Raw genomic sequence first — 17,745 nt, 5'->3', positions numbered from 1 at the left:
TTACACCTTCGACACAAGAGGACGGCCCAACAGGCCCTGCGGCCGGAAGACCAGAACAAGTACGAGCAGCGAGAAGCTGAACACGTCTTTGTAGTCGGAGTTGACCAGACCGGAGAACAGCGACTCGGAGATGCCGAGAATGATCCCGCCCAGCATCGCGCCCGGCAGCGAACCGATCCCGCCCAGCACGGCGGCAGTGAATGCCTTGATGCCGATGACGAAGCCTGCATAGAAGTCGAACGTGCCGTAGTTCATGGTGATCAGTACGCCGGCCAGCGCCGCCATTGCTGCACCGATGATGAACACGTAGGAAATCACCCGGTCGGTGTTGATCCCCAGAATCGAAGCCATTTTGCGGTCTTGTTGAGTGGCGCGGCACATGCGGCCGAGCTTGGTGTACTTGATGACATAGGTCAGCAGGCCCATGCCGACAAAAGCCGCTACCAGAATGAAGATTTTGGTGTAGGTCAGTTGCACGAAACCTGTGCCGACGTCGACACGCCAGGCACCGGTCAGCAGGGTGGGAACGCCCTGTTGCTTGGCGCCCTGGGCGATCTGTGCGTAGTTTTGCAGGATCAGGGAAATACCGATCGCACTGATCAGCGGTGCCAATCGAGTGGAGTTGCGCAAGGGTTTGTAAGCGACTCGCTCGATGACCCAGCCATACACCGCCGTGACCACGATGGTGAAGATCAGTGTGCCAAGCATCAGCAGAGGGAAGGATTCAATACCGAAGTAAGCCAGCAGAGCCAGACTGATTGCCGCCAGGTAAGCAGAAATCATGTAAACCTCGCCGTGGGCGAAGTTGATCATGCCGATGATGCCGTAGACCATTGTGTAGCCGATGGCGATCAGGCCATAGACCGACCCGAGGGTCAGGCCGTTGACCAGTTGCTGCAGGAAAATACCATCCATAACGCAATCTCACGCAGTGAGAACCTGCACACCCTGAGGCGCGCGGTTCTTCTAGGAAAAATACAGATTTACGTCGGAGCAATGTCAGCCACGATCAGCCTGATCAACACCGCCCCCTGTAGGAGTGAGCCTGCTCGCGATGACGGAATCACAGACAACCTATTCGTTGAATGTTGCACCGCTATCGCGAGCAGGCTCACTCCTACAAAGGAACTGCAGGGATCAGCCGATCGCGTCAGCCCTTACTTCTGTTTTTCCAGCTGGTGATATTTGCCGGTCGCGTCCCACTGGTAGACCACGTAGTCGGACACTTTCAGGTCGCCCTTGGAATCCCAGGTCTTCTCGCCCATCACGGTCTTGACCGGGTTGGCTTTCAGCCATTTGGCAGCGTCTTCGCCCTTGTTGGACTTGGCGCCGTTGAAGCCGGCGGCCAGTGCCTGAACCGAAGCGTAGGCGTACAGGGTGTAGCCTTCAGGCTCGGTGCCGGCCTTGCGGAAGGCATCCACTACAGTCTTGCTTTCAGGCAGCAGGCGCGGGTCGGCGCCGAAGGTCATCAGCACGCCGTCGACGTATTGCGGGCCGCCAGCGGTGGTCACCAGTTCGTCGGTGACGATGCCGTCGTCAGACATGAACTTCACGTCTTTCAGGCCTTCGGTACGCAGTTGCTTGACCAGTGGACCGGCTTCCGGGTGCAGGCCGCCGAAGTAGACCACGTCGGCACCGGCCGCACGGATCTTGGTGACCACGGCGCTGAAGTCTTTCTCGCCACGGGTCAGGCCTTCGTACAGCACCGGCTTCACGCCGCGTTTTTCCAGCTGAGCCTTGGTCGCATCGGCCAGGCCCTGACCGTAGGTGTCCTTGTCGTGCAGCACGGCCACTTTCTTGCCCTTGAGCACGTCGACGATGTAGTCGCCGGCCACGATGCCTTGCTGGTCGTCACGCCCGCACATCCGGAACATGGCGCTCAAACCGCGCTCGGTCACTTGCGGGTTGGTGGAACCCGGGGTGATCGCGATGATCCCGGCTTCGTCGTAGATTTCCGACGCAGGAATGGTCGAGGAAGAGCAGAAGTGACCGACCACGCCGGCGACTTTCTGGTTGGTAAGGTCCTTGGCGACCGTTACAGCCTGTTTCGGCTCGCAGGCGTCATCGCCTTTGACCAGAACGATTTTCTCCCCGTTGACGCCGCCCGCCGCGTTGACCGCGTCCGCCGCTGCCTGTGCACCCTTCATGTACTGCTCGCCAAATGCCGCGTTGGCGCCAGTCATTGGACCCGCTACGCCGATTTTGATATCAGCCTGAGCAAACGCAGAAACACCCAACGCAGTAGCCACTGCGAGGGCCAGAAAGCCTTTCTTGTAAAACGTCTGGGACATGAGGTGGTGCTCCAAGGTTTTTTTTAGTTGGCACTGCGACTTCACTTCACTGAATGCTCAGAGCAAGGGCCGTGCCATCGGTTTTTTATTCTTCAAAAAGTCGCTGCTTTCTTGTTATTTCGACTGTTTCGTTCCCATTTTCATTGGGCGTGCAACCGTCTAAACCGCGGAAGGTAAAACCAGATATTTTTTCAGGCGCAACCCGCTTGCGCCATCATTGCAACCGCGGCACCAAACGACGTGCAACCAGCCTGTAACAGCCCGCGTCACCGAACTGCACACTGCTGGTGCGGGACTGCTACAACCCGCACCATTACAGGCTAGTCGCTGCGCCGGAAAGCGCCGTGTTATGCAACAAATTTCCACACTCAAATCACGATGCGCAGGCACTGGCCCGCGTGATACAGCGAGAACCCGGCCTCGTACAGACAACTGCGCAAACCGACGCCCGCGAGGGGCTGCATCGGTGCGAAGGGAATCGGCAACGCCTGAGGATTTCCGTTACACAGGTAATCGGCGAAGGCCTTGCCAACCACGGTGCCGGTGGTCACGCCGCGGCCGTTGTAACCGGTGACTGCCACCAGTCCGGGCGCCGGCTCGAACAGACGCATCAAGTGATCGGGGGTGAACGCGATGCGCCCGGTCCAGGTGCATTCCCACTCCACGGGTTTCAGATTGGGGAAGTAATGCTGCTGCACACGGTCGGCCCAGGCCTTGAGAAACCACGTGGGTTTCTGATTGCCGTTGCCGAGGCTGCCCAGCAACAGTCGCCCGTCCTTGTCGCGGCGGATGCTGCTCAGCACCTGGCGGGTATCCCACGAGCCCTGCCCGCCCGGCAGGATTTCATGGGCAGCGTCTTCGGTGAGCGGCACCGAAGCGACCTGGTAGTAGTAACCGGGGAAGAAATTGCGTTTGAGTTCGGTCCAGTCGCCTTCGGTGTAGGCATTGGAAGCGATCACCACTTGTTCGGCCAATACCGAACCCTGCTCGGTCTGCACCGACCAAGCTTTGCCGACGCGCTCAAGACGAGTGACTGGCGAATGATCAAACATCTGCCCGCCGAGATGCTTCACCGCATTGGCCAGCCCCGTGACATAAGCCATCGGGTTCAGCGTGCCGGCGCGGCGGTCGAGCAACGCGGCGGCAATTTTCTGCGTGCCGGTCGCCTGCTCACAGGCTTTGCCGGTCAACAGTTCGACCGGCGCGCCACGGCGTTTCCATTGCTGCTCGCGACTGCGCAGATCCGCCTCGCCCTTGGCATTGTGCGCCATGTGCAGGGTGCCTTCGCGGCGCAACTGGCAATCGATGTTGTACTTATCCACAAGACTGAACACCAGCGCCGGTGCCGCGCCAAGCATGCGGTTAAGCTGACTGCCGACCGCCTCGCCGAACCCGGCCTCGATCTCGTCCGGTGGAATCCACATCCCGGCGTTGACCAGCCCGACATTGCGCCCTGAGCCGCCATGCCCGGCGCGATGGGCTTCGAGCACGCAGACGCTCTTGCCCTTTTCCAACAGATGCAGCGCCGCCGACAACCCGGTAAACCCGGCGCCGATCACGCAGACATCGACTTTGACTTCGCCCCTGAGCGCGGTGTTATCCGGCCTTTGTGGCGTGAGCTTTTCCCACAGACATTCTTCGCGTAACGGCATTGCCAGACTCCAACAGAAACCTGCCAAACACACTGCTGATCCTGTGGGAGTGGGCTTGATCGCGAAAGCGGTGTTTCAGCCAACATCTATATCAGCTGACCTGACGCATTCGCGAGCAAGCCCGCTCCCACAAGGGGATCTCCACTTGACCGAAGGTATCAGTCGAACGTGATGCCCTGGGCCAGCGGCAGCTCCAGCGAGTAGTTCACAGTGTTGGTCTGACGGCGCATGTACGCGCGCCAGGCATCGGAGCCCGACTCACGTCCACCGCCCGTTTCCTTCTCACCGCCAAATGCGCCGCCAATCTCCGCGCCGCTCGGGCCGATGTTGACGTTGGCGATACCGCAGTCGCTGCCGACTGCCGACATGAACTGCTCGGCTTCACGCACATCGGTGGTGAAAATGCACGACGACAAACCTTGTGGCACCGCATTGTTCAAACGCAGCGCTTCCTGGAAGTCGCTGTAACCGACCACGTAGAGAATCGGCGCGAAGGTCTCGCTGCAGACCACATCGCTCTGCTCCGGCATTTCAACAATGGCCGGCGCCACGTAGTAGGCGTTGGGGAATTGATCTTCCAGTTGGCGCTTGCCGCCGAACACTCGGCCGCCCTCGCTCAGCGCTTGTTCCAGCGCGTCCTGCATGTTTTCGAAGCTGTGCTTGTCGATCAGCGGGCCGATCAGGTTGCCTTCCAGCGGGTGACCGATACGGACTTTGGAGTACGCGGCTTTAAGGCGGGTGACGATTTCTTCTTTCACCGATTCATGGGCAATCAGGCGACGCAGCGTGGTGCAACGCTGACCGGCGGTGCCGACGGCGCTGAACAGAATGGCGCGCACGGCCATGTCCAGATCGGCGCTCGGGCCGAGGATCATCGCGTTGTTGCCGCCCAGTTCGAGAATGCTGCGGGCGAAACGTGCAGCGACTTTTGGCGCCACTTCGCGGCCCATGCGGGTGCTGCCGGTGGCGCTGATCAGTGCAACACGCGGGTCATCGACCAGCGCTTCACCGGCATCGCGGCCACCTATGATCACTTGGCACAGGTTGGCTGGCGCATCGCTGAAGTTCTTCACCACGCGATCAAACAGCGCCTGACAGGCCAAGGCGGTCAGCGGCGTTTTCTCCGACGGTTTCCACACCACCGGGTTGCCACAGACCAGGGCCAGCGTGGTGTTCCACGCCCACACTGCGACCGGGAAGTTGAACGCACTGATCACGCCGACCACGCCCAGCGGGTGCCAGGTTTCACGCATGTGGTGGCCCGGGCGCTCGGAGGCGATGGTCAAACCGTACAACTGACGGGACAGGCCGACGGCGAAATCGCAGATGTCGATCATCTCCTGCACTTCGCCCAGGCCTTCCTGAGTGATCTTGCCCGCTTCCCAGGAAACCAGCTCACCGAGATCGTTCTTGTATTCGCGCAACACCTCACCGAACTGACGCACCAGTTCGCCGCGACGCGGTGCCGGCACCTTGCGCCATTGTTCGAACGCATGATCTGCGCGACTGATGTGCTGCTCGACTTCGGCCGGGCCTTCCCAGTTCACGGCGGCGATACGGCTGCCGTCGATGGGCGAATGCACCGGCACTTTGCCGTTCTGGTACAGGGCCGGGTTCACACCAAGACGATCAAGCAATGCGGCAACCATGGGTCACTCCTCAAGCAAAAAACTGAATGTGTGCGGCCGCTGTTGCACGACCGGGCAGGCCTTTAGTTGTAGCGTCAGTACGGCGAGTCAACAAACGACCTTTACGCGAGATATCATTCCGTTTATTCATGCTGAGCATAGAAAGACAAGAAAAGGATCGGCCATGCTGAACAAACGCCACTTGCCCTCGATCACCGCCCTGCAATGCTTCGAGGCCGTGACCCGGCACCTGAGCTTCACCCGGGCCGCCGAGGAACTGAACCTGACCCAGAGTGCCGTGAGCAAACAGGTCGCGCAGCTTGAGGAATTGTTGCAGCACTTGTTGTTCCGCCGCGTGCGTCGGCGTTTGCAGATGACCCCGGCCGGGGATTTGTATCTGGTCGAGGTACGAAAAATCCTCACGCAGGTGGAAATGTCGACGCATTACCTGCGTTCCTACGGCGGTGAAACCGAAGTCCTGCGCGTCTCCACGCCCTCGACCTTCGGCGCCCGCTGGTTAGTGCCGCGTCTGAAAGGCTGGCGCTTGCGCCATCCTTCGATTCATCTGGACTTGTGCAACGAGCAAGAGGCGGATGACTTGCTGCAGGGGCGCAGCGATCTGGCATTCTATTTTGGCCAAGGCTCACGGCCCGGCACCGAATGCCTGAAGCTGTTCGGCGAAGAGCTGGTGCCGGTCTGCGCGCCGGGCAGCCTGCCGGACAAACCCTTCACTGATCCGACGCAACTGACCGATCTGGTTCTGCTGCAAAATGCCTCGCGCCCGCAAGCCTGGCACGACTGGTTCGACAGTCAGGGTTACCAGACTGAACACAGCTACCACGGGCCGCGGTTCGAAACCTTTTATATGTGCATACGCGCCGCGCAGGTCGGCTGCGGTGTGGCGCTGTTGCCACGGTTCCTGGTGGAAGAGGAATTGGCCGACGGCAAACTGGTCATTCCCTGGCAGCATGCAATGCCGAGCAGTGACGCCTATTACCTGGCGTACCCGGAACACGCGGCGGAAGTGCCCAAGGTGCGGGATTTTGTGAAGTGGATGCTCGAACAGATCGACAATCCAGGCTGACACCTGACCGCTGTGGCGAGGGGATTCAGCGAACGTCGCACCGCCCCGTTCGGCTGCGCAGCAGTCGACGTTCTTGAGATTTGGGGCCGCTCCGCGACCCAACGGGGATGAATCCCCTCGCCACAATGTCTTTCACTTGCCAAATTTTGCTGGCAATCCGCACCGTTGATATGCGCCACTAGCGCCATTGATTGAGACCGCGCAACGGCGCGGCGTACCTGGAGACCCCGTTATGAGCGAGAGTGTGTTTGCCGATCGCATCGTGCAGAACCTGCTCGACACCGACTTCTACAAACTGACAATGATGCAGGCGGTGCTGCACAACTACCCCAACGTCGAAGTCGAATGGGAGTTCCGTTGCCGTAACAGCGAGGATCTGCGCCCCTATCTGGCCGAGATCCGCTTTCAGATCGAGCGTCTTGCCGAGGTCAGCCTGAGCGCTGATCAACTGAGTTTTCTGGAGCGCATCAGCTTCCTCAAACCGGATTTCCTGCGCTTCCTCGGTCTGTTCCGCTTCAACCTGCGCTACCTGCACACCGGCATCGAAAACGGCGAATTGTTCATCCGCCTGCGTGGGCCGTGGCTGCACGTGATTCTCTACGAAGTGCCACTGCTGGCGATTGTCAGCGAAGTGCGCAACCGTTATCGCTACCGCGAAACCGTGCTGGAACAGGCGCGCGAACAGCTCTATCGCAAGTTCGACTGGTTGACCGCCAACGCTTCGGCCGATGAGCTGTCGCAATTGCAGGTCGCCGATTTTGGTACCCGCCGTCGCTTCTCGTACCGTGTGCAGGAAGAAGTGGTCAACGTGCTCAAGCACGACTTCCCGGGCCGCTTTGTCGGCACCAGTAACGTGCACCTGTCCCGCGAGCTGGACATGAAACCATTGGGCACCATGGCCCACGAATGGATCATGGCCCACCAGCAACTCGGCCCGCGCCTGATCGACAGCCAGATCGCCGCGCTCGATTGCTGGGTGCGCGAGTACCGTGGTTTGCTCGGCATCGCCCTCACTGACTGCATCACCACCGATGCCTTCCTCGGCGATTTCGACCTGTTTTTCGCCAAGCTTTTCGACGGCTTGCGCCACGACTCCGGTGATCCTGTGGCGTGGGGCGAAAAATGCATCGCCCATTACCACAAGCTCGGCATCGACCCGATGAGCAAGACGCTGGTGTTCTCCGACAGTCTGACCTTGCCCAGGTCGCTGGAAATCTTCCGCGCGCTGCACGGGCGGATCAACGTCAGCTTCGGCATCGGCACCAACCTCACTTGCGACATTCCCGGTGTTGAACCGATGAGCATCGTGCTTAAAATGACCGCCTGCAACGGCCAACCGGTGGCGAAGATCTCCGACGAGCCAGGCAAGACCCACTGCAAAGACCCGAATTTCGTCGCCTATTTGCGACACGTTTTCCAGGTTCCTGCCGATTCCAGTCTATCTAGCAAGGAGTGAATTCATGCAAGCCGTACAGCGTGAGATTGCGCAGCAGCTCAAGGTGCAACCGCCGTTCGCCGACTACGAGGCTCTGCAGGCCGAAGTCGCCCGGCGCATTACCTTCATTCAGGATTGCCTGGTCAATTCCGGGCTGAAGACGCTGGTGCTGGGCATCAGCGGCGGCGTAGATTCGCTGACCGCTGGCCTGCTGGCCCAACGCGCCATGCGCGAGTTGCGCGACCAGACCGGCGACAACAGCTACAAATTCATCGCCGTGCGCCTGCCGTACGAGACCCAGTTCGACGAACACGACGCTCAGGCTTCGGTGGATTTCATCGCCCCGGACGAGCGCCACACCGTCAACATCGGCCCGGCCGTGAAGTCGCTGGCCAGTGAAGTGGCAGCGTTCGAAGGCAAGCACGCCGTGTCGGTGGATTTCGTTCTCGGCAACACCAAGGCACGGATGCGCATGGTCGCCCAGTACACCATCGCCGGCGCGGCGCACGGGCTGGTGATCGGCACCGACCACGCAGCGGAAGCGGTGATGGGCTTCTTCACCAAGTTCGGCGACGGCGCCTGCGACCTGGCGCCGCTCAGCGGTTTGGTGAAAAACCAGGTTCGCGCGATTGCCCGCAGCTTTGGTGCGCCGGAGTCGCTGGTCGAGAAGATCCCCACTGCCGATCTTGAAGACTTGTCGCCGGGTAAACCGGACGAGGCGTCGCATGGCGTGACGTATGCCGAAATCGACGCCTTCCTGCACGGCGAGGCGGTGCGTCAGGAAGCGTTCGACATCATCGTCGCGACCTACAACAAGACCCATCACAAACGTGTGATGCCGTTCGCGCCGTGATCAATGCGTGAATGAAAAAGCCCGCTGAGGAGTGATCCTCAGCGGGCTTTTCTTTGTGGCGACCGCTTACTTGACCGTAATGGTGCCTTTCATCATCGAGATGTGGCCCGGGAACGAGCAGAAGAAGCCGTAATCGGTGCCCGCCGCCAGTTTCGATACATCGATGGTCAGCGAGTCTTTTTCGCCGGCGCCAATGATTTTGGTGTGAGCCAGAACGCGCTCATCGCCGTCTTTCAGGTAGTTCTTGTCGATGCCGGCGGCCAGGCCGTCAGTGGCGATCGGCTGCATGTCAGCGGTTTTGCTGACCACCAGGTTATGACCCATCACATTCTTCGGCAGGCTGCCGGAGTGGGTCAGCTCGACGGTGAAGGTTTTGCAGCTCTTGTCGATCACGATTTCCTTGGTGTTGAAGGACATCTGATCGGTGGAGTCAACGGTGGTTTTGCACTCGGCAGCCATCAATTGGCTGCTGGCCAGCGCCAGCAGGGATACTGCAACAACTTTGGAAAACATGGTGAATCTCCAAGGCAGGGTTAACAAAAACACGAATGGTGGAAAGACTGCCTGAAATCTTCGCAAGTTCCTATGACTTGAGTCAAAAATTGTATACAACTTTCAGGCTATGACACTCATCGAAACAATCTAACGGCCAGATTCCCCGGCCAGCCCTATGATCGGCCCATCTACTGAGACGGAGTGCCTGTCATGTTCTTTAACGGTCTGTTGTGCAGCTTGCTTGCCGCTTACGCCTGTGGCGCCAGCGGTACCTTTGAATCACCGGAACGCGAAGTTTAGACCTTGGATCGAGGCGTGCCAGCCATTACCCTGTGACGGATTGACCCAGGAGAAAGGCATGTCTCTGAAATCCGTGTGTGTTTTTTGTGGTGCCAACGCTGGCACTGTTCCGGCTTATACCGAAGCCGCCGTCGCCCTTGGCCGGGCCCTCGCCGAGCGCAAGCTGACCCTGGTCTATGGCGGTGGCGCTGTCGGTTTGATGGGGATTGTCGCCGACGCCGCGCTGGCTGCTGGCGGTGAAGTGATCGGCATCATTCCGCAGAGCCTGATGGACAAGGAAATTGGCCACAAAAGCCTGACGCGTCTGGAGGTGGTCGACGGCATGCACGCCCGCAAGGCGCGGATGGCCGAGCTCAGCGACGCGTTCATCGCCCTGCCCGGAGGGCTCGGCACCCTGGAAGAACTGTTTGAAGTCTGGACCTGGGGCCAGCTCGGCTACCACGGCAAGCCATTGGGCCTGCTGGAAGTGAACGGTTTCTACAGCAAACTTACTGCTTTTCTCGACCATATCGTCGGCGAAGGCTTCGTTCGCGCGCCACACCGTGACATGCTGCAAATGAGCGAATCGCCACAAACGCTGCTCGATGCCCTCGATCAATGGAAGCCGACCGTCACCCCGAAGTGGGTCGACCAAAAACCCGGTTAACCGCCGGGCACCGATACAGGGCAGAATACGCGCCGCTCAACCTCACCTTCGACCCAAGAGGATCGCCCATGGCCAAACCCAATTACTCCTTCGCCAAACGTCAACGAGACCTGGCAAAGGAACAGAAGAAAGAGGAAAAGCTTCAGCGCAAGAAACAGATGGCTGATGAAGCGGCACTGAACCCCGACGGTGAAGTGGCGACGGAAGATGATGTTGATGCAACTGAAGCACCGAAAGATCAGGCGCCTGACGCCTGAGCCCCACCGGGTTTGATGATCGAATCAGACCCAGCGGATTTGTGAAGGGGTTGGCGGTTGCACTGCCGGCCCTCACAGCCCTTCCCCAGACATCCCAATTCCCAGTTTGATCCGCATTAATCCAGTGGCATGACCGTAACGCGCACTTCCGGATCATGGCTACCGCCGCCAAGTATCACCCCCCGCAACGGCGACACATCGGAAAAATCCCGCCCCCACGCCAGCGTGATGTGCTCCAGCGCCGGTTGCACGTTGTTGGTTGGATCGAAATCTACCCAACCCGACACCGGGCAAAACACCGACACCCAGGCATGCGATGCATCGGCGCCTATCAGCCGTGGCTGACCGGGTGGTGGCTGAGTCAGCAGATAACCGCTGACATATCGCACCGCCAGCCCTCGCGAACGCACACAGGCGAGCATCAGGTGGGCGAAGTCCTGACAGACCCCGCGTCGCCGCTCAAGTACCTCAACCAGTGGCGTCGCGACCTGGGTTGCCTCGGCATCAAAAGTGAACTCACTGAAGATCTTCTGCATCAATGCCTGCACGCCCGACAACAAAGGCGTGCCCGGCGGGAAACAGCTCTGCGAAAAATCGACGAAGCTCTGCTTCAAATGCACGTACGGTGACTGGAAGCGGTAACGGCAGGCCTCCAGTATCTCGGCGGATAACGGCTGGCTGCTGTAGGTCAGGGCATTGCGGGTCATTTCCCACGCCGGGGACTGGCTGAAATCCGGTACCGGTCGTGCCAGCACTTCAACGGTAAGGCGGGCATTAACCTGCAATTCGTCGTGGGGTCGCTCGAACGCCAGCCGGGTCAGCGGGTTGCCGAAGACATCCAGTTCGTCGCGCCGGGCCGTCGGCTCCGGGCTGATCAGCAATTGCTGTTCGGTGCAGCGCTGCCAACTGCATTCACGCGGCCAGAGATGCGCCAGTTGTTGTGCGAGCGACACCGGGCTGTCGTAGTGATAACAGGTGTCGTGAAGGATCTGGTAGCGAGCGCTCATCAGACAGACACCGTGCGTTGGCTGACATCGTCGACATGGGCGAAATGGCGCAGGGCCAGGCGATCCGACACCTGACCGCTGGCATCGGCGATTTCCTGCAGCAGGTCTGCCAAGCCATTGAGTGCGGCCCGCACACTGGTCTCGCCGAACAGTGGATTTTCCAGACAGCCCAGATCAAATCGCGCCAGTCGCTCGACCAGCTGCGGCAATCCCGTCTCCCGGGGCACGCCGAAGTCGTCATTCAAACGTTTCAAGGTACGCGTCACCAGTTTCAACTGGAACAGCACCGCATGGGGGTTCTGCTCATCGAGCAGCAACAGGTCCAGTACGGGAATCAGCTGCGCCACCTCCAGATAACGTGAGCGGTAGGTGATGCTGCTGTTACCCAGTTCCAACAGCCACTCCAGACCGGCCTGATCGAACGCCCCGGCACCGCGCAGAAACGCCGCCAGACTGCTGCTGAGAAACTGCAGACGCTCGATCCGCCGACCGATCATCAGGAAGCGCCAGCCTTCATCGCGGGTCATGTCATCGAGGGCAAACCCCGACAGCGCCGCCAGCGACATCACCAGGCGGTTGAGGAAATCCAGCAGCTCGCCGAAATCCGGCTCGTCAGTGTCCAGTTCCGCCGCTTCGCGCTGCAACTCCACCAGCGCCTGCCAGTTCTCCCGCGACAGCTTGCCCCGCACTTGCGAGGCAGCCCACTGCAGGCGCTGCAGATTGGAGCGCAGGCTGAATGACCAGTCGTCGCCAAGCAACGCCGCCAGCAAGCGCTCCGGTAACTCGCCCTCTTCTGGCAGCAACATCAGCCGCTCGCTCAGATCGACCGCGGACTGCAAGGCTTGCGGGTCATCACCGTCGACGTAACGCGCGAGCATGATCCGCAGCAACCGTGCACTGTCATCGCAGCGTTCGCAGTAACGGCCAAACCAGAACAGGTTTTCCACCACCCGCGAAGGCAAGTACGGGTCGCGACGCACCAGATCATGTACGCCGATGTTGCGCCGGGTTTTCCATTGCTCGCCACTCGGCGGTCGATCACCCAGCACCCAGGTGTCCTTGCTCGCGCCACCCCGTTGCATCGACACCACTTCGGCGTCGGCCTCGGCGGCGACTCGGGTCAGGCCACCGGGAAGCACTCGATAGCCCTCGCGACTGGCCACTGCGTACATGCGCATGCCGATGGCGCGGGGCTGCAGTTGACCGTCCTCGGCCTGCCAGATCGGCGCCTGGGACAGTTGAGCCAATTCTTGCGCCACGTAGGCATAAGGCCGGGCCTGCATGCGCTGAGCCAGCGAATGGCGCTGTTTTTCACTCAGATCACGTCCGAAAACAGGTGCAAAGCTTTGTGAGGGAAAGGCCGGTTTGATTAGCAGTTCAGGCAGTTTTTCCAGCGCCTGTGCCAATACCGGCGGTTCCCCGCACCACCACGTCGCAATCGACGGCAGAAGCAGATCTTCACCGAACAGGTATTGATTGATCTTCGGCAAAAAGCCCAGCAATCCCGGCGACTCCAGCACACCGCTGCCCAATGCGTTGGCCACCAGCACCCTTCCTTGTCGCACGGCTTCAAGCAACCCCGGCACGCCCAGCGCCGAGTCTGTGCGCAACTCCAGTGGATCGCAAAAATCATCGTCGAGCCGGCGCATGATCGCGTGCACCCGACGCAGGCCGCTGAGGGTTTTCAGGTACACCGTGGCATCGCGCACCGTGAGGTCACCACCTTCCACCAGCGGATAACCCAACTGACGCGCCAGGTAGAGATGTTCGAAGTAACTTTCGTTGAAGCGCCCCGGGGTCAGCAGCACCACCAACGGTGCTTCATCGTCGCCGGGGGCCTGCCGAACGAGGGTTTCCTGCAACGCACGGAAAAAACCGGCCAGGTGCTGCACCTTCAAATCCCGGTACAACTCAGGAAAAGCACGGGACACGATGGTGCGGTTTTCCAGGGCATACCCGGCGCCCGACGGCGCTTGCGTGCGATCTGCCGTCACCCACCAGCGCCCATCTGGAGTGCGCGCCAGATCCACGGCGTACAAATGCAGGAAAGCATCCTCGGGGGGCGAAATGCCCTGACAAGGCCAGAGAAAATTGTTGTGTCCGAACACCAGTTCCGCCGGCAGCAGACCTTCGCTGATCAGCTTTTGCGGGCCGTAAAGATCCGCCAGCACCGCATTGAGCAGACGTGCCCGCTGGGCGATGCCGGCTGACAATTGCTGCCACTCATCAGCGGCAATCACATGCGGCAACAGATCGAGTTCCCACGGCCGATCGGCGCCCTTGGGGTCAGCGTAAACGTTGTAGGTGACGCCGTTTTCCTGAATCTGCCGCGCCAGCAACGCCTGCCGCTGCACCAGTTGCGTTGGGGTGCTGCGCTGCAACTGATCGAACAGCCGCCGCCAGTGCGGGCGCACCGCACCACCATCGTCGAGCAGTTCGTGATAAGTGCCCGCCGTCAGCGGGTAGCGGTCTAGCAGGTCAGGCATGGAAAGCTCGGCAGACAGCAGGGAACGGTCAGACTAACGCAGGCACATGACGCGCGGATATACGAAAAATCCGCGTGTCGTGTGCGAATCAGAAGCGTCGCAAATCGATTGTCATCGGTAGCTCGTCACTGATTTCTACGTTCGGTATAGGAAGTTTCCCCGGCGTGTGTCCGACGCGGAAGAATCGCGCCATGCGCCGGCTCTCGGCCTCGTTGGCATTAACCGGCAACGTCTCGTAATTGCGCCCGCCCGGATGCGCGACATGGTACTGACAACCGCCCAGCGAACGACCCATCCAGGTGTCGAGCACGTCGAACACCAGCGGCGCATGCACCGGAATGGTCGGCTGCAAACAGTTGGCCGGTTGCCACGCGCGATAGCGCACGCCGGCGACGAACTCGCCAACGCGCCCGGTCGGGTGCAATGGCACGGCAATGCCGTTGCAGGTCAGTAAATAGCGCTGCGGTGGCAGGCCTTTGAGTTTGACCTGCAAACGCTCCAGCGATGAATCGACGTATCGAACGGTACCGCCCGGCGCGCCCTCCTCACCCAGAACGTGCCAAGGCTCAAGCGCCTGACGCAACTCCAGCTCGATGCCGTTGACCGCGTAATCGCCGACCTTGGGAAAGCGAAACTCCAGGTGCGCGGCAAACCACTCGGCGCGCAGTGGATAACCCGCGTTGTTGAGTTCAACGATGACGTCGGCGAAGTCCTGCTCGATAAAATGCGGCAGCATGAAACGGTCGTGCAATTCAGTGCCCCAGCGCGCCAGTTTCGGCGGCGCGTACGGTTCGCGCCAGAAGCGTGCCACCAGCGCACGCAGCAACAATTGCTGGGCCAGGCTCATCCGCGCATGGGGCGGCATCTCAAACGCACGCAGTTCCAGCAGACCGAGGCGCCCGGTAGCGCCGTCCGGCGAGTAGAGTTTGTCGATGCAGAATTCGGCGCGGTGAGTGTTGCCGGTGACATCAATCAGCAAGTTGCGCAACAAGCGATCCACCAGCCACGGCGCACACTCCTCGCCCGGTTCCGGCATCTGCGCGAAAGCGATTTCCAGCTCATACAAGGCGTCATTGCGCGCCTCGTCGACCCTCGGCGCCTGGGACGTCGGACCGATGAACAGCCCGGAAAACAGATACGACAGCGATGGATGGTTATGCCAATAACTGATCAGGCTGCGCAGCAGATCGGGGCGGCGCAGAAACGGCGAGTCCGCCGGCGTCGCGCCACCGAGGACAAAGTGGTTACCGCCGCCGGTACCCGTGTGGCGGCCATCGATCATGAATTTCTCGGTGGTCAGGCGGGTCTGGCGCGCTTCTTCATAAAGGAATTCGGTGCGCTCGACCAACTCGTCCCACGTCGCCGAGGGCTGCACGTTGACCTCGATCACCCCCGGATCCGGGGTAATACGGAAATTGCTCAGACGCGGATCGCTCGGCGGCTCGTAGCCCTCCAGCAATACCGGGCAGCGCAGTTCCTCGGCAGTGGCCTCGATGGCCGCGACCAGCTCCAGATAATCCTCGACCCGCTCCAGTGGCGGCATAAACAGATAAAGGCGCCCTTCGCGCGCCTCGGCGCAGAGGGCGGTACGGGTCAGCCAGTCGGCGGATTCGTCGATCTTCGGTGCACGCTCATCCGCCGCAGCCGATTCGCCATGGTTGTTGAGCCGAGCGGTATCCGGCAACGCCGGGAAGTCCTGATTCGGATCCGTGGGATGAATAAACGGATACTCGGCAGCCTTGACCCAAGGCTGTGAAGCCAGCGGCAGGCGATAGCCCAGCGGCGAATCCCCGGGCACCAGACGGCAATGCTCGTCGCGCAGGTACCAGCGCCCGCTCTGCCACTGATCACCCTTGGCGGTGCGCGCCAGCGGCAAGATCTGACCGATGACTTTTTCGAGTCCCTGACTGAAGACTTTGCGCAATCGCGATCGCTCCAGTGCATCCTCCAGGCGCGAGTCTTCGGCGCTGACGTTGCCCGGCAAGGTGCCTTCGCGCCAGAGGTAATAGAAGTTGTCCTCGTAGGCCGGGAAAACAAACCGCGCCGGCAGTTTCAGACGTTCGGCAACGCTGGCCAGAAAGCGTCCGGCCAGTTCGCCATCGGCGCGGTAATCCTGCTGTTCATCGGCGATCAACGCGTCGTTGTGCCAGATCGGCACGCCATCGCGACGCCAATAGCAATTGAGCGACCAGCGCGGCAGTTGCTCGCCGGGATACCACTTGCCTTGGCCAAAATGCACCAGACCTTTTGCCGCGTAATGTTTGCGCATGCGCTGAAACAGTTCGGCGGAGAGCCGGCGCTTGTCGGCCCCCAAGGCGGCCGTGTTCCATTCGGCGCCGTCGGGGTCATCGATGGAAACGAACGTGGGTTCGCCGCCCATGGTCAGACGCACGTCTCCTTCGAGCAGGTCAGCATCGATCTGCCGCCCCAGCGCCTGAATCGCCTGCCACTGCTCATCGGTGTAAGGCTTGGTGACGCGCGGCGCCTCCCAGATCCTTTCAACCGACATTTCGTGACTGAATTGCGTGCCGCAGGGCTCGACCATTCCGCTGATCGGCGCCGCCGAGGACGGATCCGGGCTGCAGGCCAACGGGATATGCCCTTCACCGGCAAACAGTCCGGAAGTGGCATCGAGGCCGATCCAGCCTGCGCCCGGCAGATACACCTCGCACCAGGCATGCAGGTCGGTGAAGTCCACCTCGGTGCCGGACGGGCCGTCGAGGCTTTTCACGTCCGCCGTCAGCTGGATCAGGTAACCGGAGACAAATCGCGCCGCCAGCCCGAGGTTGCGCAGCAGTTGCACCAGCAGCCACGCCGAATCGCGGCACGAACCGGAGGCGTGTTCGAGGGTGTGTTCCGGGGTTTGCACGCCTGGTTCCATGCGGATCAGATAGCGAATGTCTTCGCTCAAACGCTGGTTAAGCGCCACCAGAAAGTCCACGGCGGGCAGCGGCGTACGATCAATGGCGTCGAGATAGGCCTTGAATGCCGGGGTCAGCGGCAAGGTTTCGAGGTACGGCGCCAGCTCCTTGCGCTCATCGGCCGCGTAGGCGAAAGGAATTTTCTCGGCGTAGGGTTCGAGAAAGAAATCGAACGGGTTGAACACCGCCATCTCAGCCAGCAGGTCGACCTCGATCCGCAGCTCATCGGTTTTCTCGGGAAACACCAGACGCGCGAGGTAGTTGCCCTGCGGGTCTTGCTGCCAGTTGATGAAATGCTGCTCGGGCGAGACCTTCAGCGCATACGACAGAATCCGCGTACGGCTGTGGGCGGCCGGGCGCAGGCGTACGATCTGCGGGCCGAGTTCGACAGCGCGGTCGTAGCGGTAATGCGTGACGTGATGCAATGCGACATGAATCGACACGGCGTGCCTCCTGCGAGCCTAAGCGTATGCGAAAGCGCGCAAGACTTATGCCATGCAGAGGCTTGGGCGCTTTCCCGGAATGCTTAGGGCAGTACAGCACCAAAATCGGGCGATGCGGGGAAATGGTTGAGCGAAGTTGCGCCTAAATGTGGCGGGCAATGGTGAATGCAGTGTTTGATCGGACGCTTTCGCGAGCAAGCTAGCTCCCACACTTGGAATGCGGCCACCTGTGGGAGATTCTATGTTT

General features: G+C 60.5%; 13 protein-coding genes. 5 read left to right on the top strand and 8 right to left on the bottom strand.

The features are described 5' to 3' along the window. The 4 genes from F2P67_RS04935 to amaB form a co-directional block, all read right to left on the bottom strand. Positions 1-915: an ABC transporter permease subunit gene (locus F2P67_RS04935; protein ID WP_166218079.1), complete on the bottom strand. Its 915-nt coding sequence runs from the start codon at positions 913-915 to the stop codon at positions 1-3. A gap of 242 nt (positions 916-1,157) precedes the next feature. Next, positions 1,158-2,291, bottom strand: a complete 1,134-nt coding sequence (locus F2P67_RS04930; protein WP_166218077.1) for an ABC transporter substrate-binding protein — start codon at positions 2,289-2,291, stop codon at positions 1,158-1,160. Positions 2,292-2,659: 368 nt separating this feature from the next. Then, a complete protein-coding gene (gene amaA, locus F2P67_RS04925; RefSeq protein WP_166218074.1) occupies positions 2,660-3,943 on the bottom strand; it encodes an L-pipecolate oxidase in 1,284 nt (427 codons plus the stop codon). Between the two features lie 158 nt (positions 3,944-4,101). Then, positions 4,102-5,592: an L-piperidine-6-carboxylate dehydrogenase gene (gene amaB / locus F2P67_RS04920; protein WP_166218072.1), complete on the bottom strand. Its 1,491-nt coding sequence runs from the start codon at positions 5,590-5,592 to the stop codon at positions 4,102-4,104. A gap of 163 nt (positions 5,593-5,755) precedes the next feature. Between amaB and F2P67_RS04915 the strand changes: the two genes are divergently transcribed. From F2P67_RS04915 to nadE, 3 genes are all read left to right on the top strand, one after another. Beyond that, the gene (locus tag F2P67_RS04915) at positions 5,756-6,655 is read left to right on the top strand and encodes a LysR family transcriptional regulator (protein ID WP_166218069.1); all 900 of its coding nucleotides are present in this window, start codon (positions 5,756-5,758) and stop codon (positions 6,653-6,655) included. Between the two features lie 232 nt (positions 6,656-6,887). Beyond that, positions 6,888-8,111 carry a nicotinate phosphoribosyltransferase gene (pncB, locus tag F2P67_RS04910; RefSeq protein WP_166218066.1) on the top strand — a complete coding sequence of 408 codons (1,224 nt, stop codon included), beginning with the start codon at positions 6,888-6,890 and terminating at the stop codon, positions 8,109-8,111. A gap of 4 nt (positions 8,112-8,115) precedes the next feature. Then, on the top strand, positions 8,116-8,943 hold the full coding sequence (gene nadE, locus F2P67_RS04905) for an ammonia-dependent NAD(+) synthetase (RefSeq protein WP_166218063.1): 828 nt from the start codon (positions 8,116-8,118) through the stop codon (positions 8,941-8,943). 66 nt (positions 8,944-9,009) lie between these two features. Here the strand turns inward: nadE and azu are convergent, their stop codons facing one another. After that, positions 9,010-9,456 (bottom strand): azurin, encoded by a 447-nt coding sequence (gene azu, locus F2P67_RS04900; protein ID WP_166218060.1) that lies wholly within the window; start codon positions 9,454-9,456, stop codon positions 9,010-9,012. 340 nt (positions 9,457-9,796) lie between these two features. On the opposite strand from azu, the gene F2P67_RS04895 reads away from it, so the two are divergent. Both F2P67_RS04895 and F2P67_RS04890 read left to right on the top strand, forming a co-directional pair. After that, on the top strand, positions 9,797-10,384 hold the full coding sequence (locus F2P67_RS04895) for a cytokinin riboside 5'-monophosphate phosphoribohydrolase (protein WP_166218057.1): 588 nt from the start codon (positions 9,797-9,799) through the stop codon (positions 10,382-10,384). A 68-nt stretch (positions 10,385-10,452) separates the two neighbouring features. Next, a complete protein-coding gene (locus F2P67_RS04890; RefSeq protein ID WP_166218054.1) occupies positions 10,453-10,641 on the top strand; it encodes a hypothetical protein in 189 nt (62 codons plus the stop codon). 116 nt (positions 10,642-10,757) lie between these two features. Here the strand turns inward: F2P67_RS04890 and F2P67_RS04885 are convergent, their stop codons facing one another. The 3 genes from F2P67_RS04885 to F2P67_RS04875 form a co-directional block, all read right to left on the bottom strand. Further along, on the bottom strand, positions 10,758-11,648 hold the full coding sequence (locus F2P67_RS04885; protein WP_166218051.1) for a transglutaminase family protein: 891 nt from the start codon (positions 11,646-11,648) through the stop codon (positions 10,758-10,760). Next, complete coding sequence (locus F2P67_RS04880) at positions 11,648-14,134, bottom strand: circularly permuted type 2 ATP-grasp protein (protein WP_166218048.1); 2,487 nt, start codon at positions 14,132-14,134, stop codon at positions 11,648-11,650. The genes F2P67_RS04885 and F2P67_RS04880 overlap by 1 nt, the downstream gene beginning before the upstream one ends. 88 nt (positions 14,135-14,222) lie before the next feature. After that, positions 14,223-17,498 (bottom strand): transglutaminase family protein, encoded by a 3,276-nt coding sequence (locus tag F2P67_RS04875; RefSeq protein WP_166218045.1) that lies wholly within the window; start codon positions 17,496-17,498, stop codon positions 14,223-14,225. Between the last annotated feature and the right edge of the window lie 247 nt (positions 17,499-17,745).

Source organism: Pseudomonas atagonensis, from assembly GCF_011369485.1.
In the GTDB taxonomy this organism is placed as follows: domain Bacteria; phylum Pseudomonadota; class Gammaproteobacteria; order Pseudomonadales; family Pseudomonadaceae; genus Aquipseudomonas; species Aquipseudomonas atagonensis.
Note: the sequence above shows the minus strand (reverse complement) of the source record. Positions and strands in the feature narration are given on the sequence as shown.